The organism is Johannesbaptistia floridana, assembly GCF_057440575.1.
Map to the genome: position 1 here is coordinate 1 of NZ_JALKVM010000364.1, position 6,567 is coordinate 6,567.

General features: G+C 41.2%; 2 protein-coding genes. Both read right to left on the bottom strand.

Annotated elements, in window-relative coordinates; all coding sequences use genetic code 11:
- Positions 1-506: Rpn family recombination-promoting nuclease/putative transposase (locus tag MW688_RS20330; RefSeq protein WP_486737837.1), on the bottom strand; the 506-nt coding region annotated here is incomplete at its 3' end.
- Positions 507-983: 477 nt separating this feature from the next.
- A complete protein-coding gene (locus tag MW688_RS20335; RefSeq protein WP_486737838.1) occupies positions 984-5,855 on the bottom strand; it encodes a tetratricopeptide repeat protein in 4,872 nt (1,623 codons plus the stop codon).
- Between the last annotated feature and the right edge of the window lie 712 nt (positions 5,856-6,567).

The following is a 6,567-nucleotide window of genomic DNA, read 5'->3' on the forward strand; positions in this document are numbered from 1 at the left end:
TCATCTGTTAGTTTTATTTTAGCTTGATTAATCAGCGATCGCCCTTTTGTTACTAGAGATTTTTCTCCTTGTATAATAATTTTAAGTAACTCTATACCCAAAGAGTCAGGATTATCTGGTAATTGGTCTAGATAGATAATTGTAACTCGTTGGAGAAGTTCTTGAAAATGTTCTGGAACTTCCTTTGCTACGCGAGAATTAGGATATATAACTACTACAGACCAAGTTGGTAAAGGTTTATATTGTCTAAGAAAGACAAACAGTTCTCCAAAAATACGATAGTATAAATCTGAATCTGGTTGAAATTGAACTTCGAGTAAATAAAAAGTTTGCCCCTGTTGTTCAAGTATAGGGTAAAACAGTCCATCTAAACGGAATGACAATTGTTTAACTTCTCGGGAAGTGAATTGATACTGATTACTAACAATAGGAGGTAAATTAATCAATTCAAAGAATGTTTCAGGAAATGTTAAAAAGATATTGTAAAAGAGACTATCAGTTTTCATACCTAGGTTGCATTAATCTAAGTGTAAGATAGCATAAATTTTTCTAGATGTGCGCTCACGAAGTGCCGACCAAAGAGCGATTGCTTAACAAAATATCAAATATTGTATGTATGGTGCTTCGCACCGAGTGTAACGCACGGTTAATTATCTTGTATTCAGGAGCTTATCTGTCTAATTAGTTACAAATTATATATTTATCAGGCGATCGCTTACATTAAAATTAGGCTATAAAGAAAAAAAACATATATAAGTAGGTAGGTAAGATTAAACGTAATATCATGTCCGTTTAATTAGTTATGATAAAGTTCTACCTTCATACCTTCTTCTTTTCTTTCTGCCTCCTGCCTCCTGCCTCCTGCCTTTCTCTTCACCAAAACTTATTTTTTCAGCAGACCCTAATTATATGGGTGTACGATATTATTTCAACGTACAATTAACCATGAGTAGTATAAATCTTGACAATTTGACCAAAGATAATCAATAATTACGTTTATCTTTTAACAATTCATAGTTTTTACGAATAGTTTGGGTAGTAGGATGATTTATTCCTAAAGTTCGTTCAGCTATCTCTAAAGCTTCGGTGTAGAGAGGTTCTGCTTTTCTGTATTTCCTTAAGTCAGTGTAGAGTATGGCTAAATCCTTCAAGCTACTAGCCACATCGGCATGGTCCCCATTAAACATTCGTCTTCTCATCTCTAAAGCTTCGGTGTAGAGAGATTCCGCTTTCCTGTATCTCCCTAGGCTGTAGTAGAGATCAGCTAAATGGTTTAAGCTAGTAGCCACATCGGGATGGTCCCCCCCAAACATTCGCCTATACATATCTAAAGCTTCGGTGTAGAGAGGTTCGGCTTCGCTGTATCTCCCTTGGCTATAGTAGAGTCCGGCTAAATTGCTTAAGGTAGTTGCCACATTGGGATGGTCTCCATTAAACATTCGCCTATACATATCTAAAGCTTCGGTGTAGAGAGGTTCGGCTTCGCTGTATCTCCCTTGGCTATCGTAGAGTGCGGCTGAATTGTTTAAGCTTGTAGCCACATTGAGATGGTCCCCCTCAAACATTCGCCTTCTCATCTCTAAAGCTTCGGTGTAGAGAGGTTCGGCTTCGCTGTATCTCCCTTGGTCAAGGTAGAGATTAGCTAAATTGTTCAAGCTAGAGGCCACACTAGGATGGTCTCCCTTAAACATTCGCCTATACATATCTAAAGCTTGGGTGTAGAGAGGTTCGGCTTCGCTGTATCTCCCTTGGCTATCGTAGAGTCCGGCTAAATTGTTCAAGCTTAGTGCCACATCGGGATGGTCCCCCCCAAACATTCGCCTATACATATCTAAAGCTTGGGTGTAGAGAGGTTCGGCTTCGCTGTATCTCCCTTGGCTTTTGTAGAGTGCGGCTAAATTGTTCAAGCTTTGTGCCACATCGGGATGGTCCCCCTCAAACATTCGCCTTCTCATCTCTAAAGCTTCGGTGTAGAGAGGTTCGGCTTCGCTGTATCTCCCTTGGCTATGGTAGAGATTAGCTAAATTGTTCAAGCTTTGTGCTACGTATGGATGGTCCCCCTCAAACATTCGCCTTCTCATCTCTAAAGCTTGGGTGTAGAGAGGTTCGGCTTCGCTGTATCTCCCTTGGCTATAGTAGAGTCCGGCTAAATTGTTCAAGCTTTGTGCCACGGATGGATGGTCTTCTTTAAACATTCGCCTTCTCATCTCTAAAGCTTGGGTGTAGAAAGGTTCGGCTTCGCTGTATCTCCCTTGGCTATAGTAGAGTGCGGCTAAATTGTTCAAGCTAGAGGCCACACTAGGATGGTCTCCCTCAAACATTCGCCTATACATCTCTAAAGCTTGGGTGTAGAGAGGTTCGGCTTCGGTGTATCTCCCTTGGCTATTGTAGAGTCCGGCTAAATTGTTTAAGCTAGTTGCCACGGATGGATGGTCTCCTTTAAACATTCGCCTATACATCTCTAAAGCTTGGGTGTAGAGAGGTTCGGCTTCGCTGTATCTCCCTTGGCTATCGTAGAGATTAGCTAAATTGTTCAAGCTTTGTGCCACATCGGGATGGTCTCCCTCAAACATTCGCCTTCTCATCTCTAAAGCTTGGGTGTAGAGAGGTTCGGCTTCGCTGTATCTCCCTTGGCTATAGTAGAGTCCGGCTAAATTGTTCAAGCTTTGTGCCACGGATGGATGGTCTTCTTTAAACATTCGCCTTCTCATCTCTAAAGCTTGGGTGTAGAAAGGTTCGGCTTCGCTGTATCTCCCTTGGCTATAGTAGAGTGCGGCTAAATTGTTCAAGCTAGAGGCCACATCGGCATGGTCTCCATTAAACATTCGCCTTCTCATCTCTAAAGCTTCGGTAAGAAGAGGTTCTGCTTCGCTGTATCTCCCTTGGTCAAGGTAGAGTCCGGCTAAATTGTTCAAGCTAGTTGCCACATCGGGATGGTCTCCATTAAACATTCGTCTTCTCATCTCTAAAGCTTCGGTAAGAAGAGGTTCTGCTTCGCTGTATCTCCCTTGGCTATAGTAGAGTGCGGTTAAATTGTTTAAGCTAGAGGCAATATCAGGATGGTCTCCTTTAAACATTCGCCTATACATCTCTAAAGCTTCGGTGTAGACAGGTTCGGCTTCGCTGTATCTCCCTTGGCTATGGTAGAGATTAGCTAAATTGTTCAAGCTTAGTGCCACATCGGGATGGTCCCCCTCAAACATTCGCCTTGTCATCTCTAAAGCTTGGGTGTAGAGAGGTTCGGCTTCGCTGTATCTCCCTTGGCTTTTGTAGAGTCCGGCTAAATTATTCAAGCTAGTTGCCACCTTAGGATGGTCTCCTTTAAACATTCGCCTTGTCATCTCTAAAGCTTGGGTGTAGAGAGGTTCGGCTTCGCTGTATCTCCCTTGGCTTTTGTAGAGTAGGGCTAAATTATTCAAGCTAGTTGCCACACTAAGATGGTCTCCATTAAACATTCGCCTTATCATCTCTAAAGCTTGGGTGTAGAGAGGTTCGGCTTCGCTGTATCTCCCTTGGCTTTTGTAGAGTAGGGCTAAATTATTCAAGCTAGTTGCCACACTAAGATGGTCTCCATTAAACATTCGCCTTATCATCTCTAAAGCTTGGGTGTAGAGAGGTTCGGCTTCGCTGTATCTCCCTTGGCTATCGTAGAGATTAGCTAAATTGTTCAAGCTTTGTGCCACATCGGGATGGTCTCCCTCAAACATTCGCCTTCTCATCTCTAAAGCTTGGGTGTAGAGAGGTTCGGCTTCGCTGTATCTCCCTTGGCTTTTGTAGAGTAGGGCTAAACTGTTCAAGCTTTGTGCCACATCAGGATGGTCTCCATTAAACATTCGCCTATTCATCTCTAAAGCTTGAGTTATGAGAGGTTCGGCTTCGCTGTATCTCCCTTGGCTATGGTAGAGTCCGGCTAAACTGTTCAAGCTAGAGCCCACATCGGGATGGTCTCCTTTAAACATTCGCCTAGTCATCTCTAAAGCTTCGGTGTAGAGAGGTTCGGCTTCGCTGTATCTCCCTTGGCTATAGTAGAGTCCGGCTAAATTGTTCAAGCTTGTAGCCACCTTAGGATGGTCTCCATTAAACATTCGCCTATTCATCTCTAAAGCTTGAGTTATGAGAGGTTCGGCTTCGCTGTATCTCCCTTGGCTATGGTAGAGTCCGGCTAAATTATTCAAGCTAGTTGCCACACTAAGATGGTCTCCTTTAAACATTCGCCTATACATCTGTTTAGCTTCGGTGTAGAGAGGTTCGGCTTCGCTGTATCTCCCTTGGCTATCGTAGAGATTAGCTAAATTGTTCAAGCTTGTAGCCACATAGAAATTGTCCCCAGAGAATAAGCCTTGACAAACTTTTAAACATTCTTCATACCATGGTTCTGCTAAGGTATATAAACCCTGTGCCTCATAATAGCTACCCACACCCATAAATGGCAAAATTACATCTTCATGGGATAACCAGTTTCTTAATAACTCTTGGGTTGATTCAGCTATGTGAGGAATAGAGAATTTTACCTGTTCTATGTCTGATTTTATGGGAGTACTAGGAATAGTTTTTGCCTCTTTTACCATTCCTTGAACAAATTGAGACTTTAACTCTTCTGATTCTGGTCTTTCCTCTAACTTATACTTAAAATACCTATGTACTAGTTGATGGAATTGATAAGTTTCTCTTTCCCCTTCTGTTTCTCTAATTAAATTCAATGTCAGAAGTTGATCATATATAATTTCTTCTAAATCCTCTTCATCTTCTTCTGGTGAACATTTAACTACTAAATTCCACTCAATTGGTGCTAATGCAAACAAACTTAAAAAACAAGCTAACTTTTTGCCTCCTTCATCTAATTCATCCCAACTTAAATCCAAAGCCTCTATGATTCCTTTGGGAGAATCTGCTTCTACCTCTATCCTTTGTAGTGGTTTACTTTCTTGAAGGCTTTTTTCTTTTAAATTCGATAAAACTTTAGTTAATGACCAACTCGAACGTCTTTTGAGAAATCGCCCGACTAATTCTATCCCTAATGGTAAGTATCCTAGCCATTCACATAGTTCTTCTGCTGTTTCTCTTTCTTTTTCTAGTTTATCTACACCAATAAATGATGCTAATAATTCCAAAGCTGAATCTTTGTCCAAGATTTCTAAACGCAATTGGTCAAAATATTGGGCTAATCCTTCTCTTCTGGTGGTGATTAATACTTTAAATCTTGGTTCTTGGGGTGGTAAATAATCTTCAATTTCTGCATATTGACGTACATCATCTAAGACAATCAGAACATCACCAGGAGGTCGCCATCTTGGCCAACAGTAATCTAATCGCTGTTGTAAATCCCACTCCTGTGGTGGATTTAATTCTAGTTGAGATTGTGCAAAATCTAGGAGTTGTTCCCCTACATTCTTATTTGGTACTTGTACCCAACATATTCCCCCTGGGTAAACTGGCTGCTGTTTTTGAGCTAATACATACTGTATGGCTAGTTCGGTTTTGCCAACCCCGGCCATTCCCGTGATGGTTGCTGTAATCGCTATACGTTTTTGTTGTTGTAATTGTTGATGAAGTTCTTCCAGTTTTCTTTCACGACCAATAAAGTTTCTCGCTGCACGTCTTACCCTACCTAGGTTATGAGGTATTGTTGATGGGACTTCTGTTGGTTGACTAATTTTTTCTAAAGCTTTTTCAACCTCTTTTAAGGTACAACCAAAGGGTGATTCTGCCCATTCTAGTAATTTTATAGCTTGTTCTCCCAGTGGTGTATTCTCACCTGGTAAATCTTGTTTAGGAGCATCTAAACTAAATACTAATTTCTTAAACTGATTTACTGGGATACGTTCTAAAATTTTAAGTATCTCATGTCTATTCATATATCATACAAACTAGTTTGGAAAAATTCAATAGCAACAATATTTAATTAACTTAAAATACTAATATATTTTATTTTAAGATAAAATCTTGATTACTACATAAGTTATGGTGCGTTACACTTCGTTAACGCACCCTACTTAGTTATGCGCGATCGCCATCTTGTCTTTCGTGCGATCGCCGCTCAGGTGCGTTAAACTGAGTACTTCGCATCCTACTTAATTATCAGCGATCGCCATCTTGTCTTTCGTGCGATCGCCATCTTGTCTTTCGTGCGATCGCCGCTCAGGTGCCTTAAACTGAGTACTTCGCATCCTACTTATAGCAATGAGCGATCGCCATCTTGTCTTTCGTGCGATCGCTGCTCAGGTGCGTTAAACTGAGTACTTCGCATCCTACTTATAGCAATGAGCCAATAGATGTTGACAAAAATGATGAAAAGCCCCCCTTGGTAAGGGGGGAAGGGGGGAAAAGTTAGTGATAAATGTTGTTAACACCACTGCGGTCACTGCTATAATTATGAGCGATCGCCATCTTGTCTTTCGTGCGATCGCCGCTCAGGTGCGTTACATTGCTTACTTCGCACCCTAATTAACTTGATGTGGGCGCAAGTATGAGCGCCCCTACATACTATAACAAAGCTCTCTTTCTCCCTTTTTCTCATATCTTCCACCAGTACTTATGTACTAAATTAACCTCAGAAAAAGTTCATTT

Coding starts and splice junctions, on each gene's coding strand:
- MW688_RS20335 (WP_486737838.1), bottom strand. CDS start 5,855: ATGAATAGACATGAGATACTTAAAATTTTAGAACGTATCCCAGTAAAT.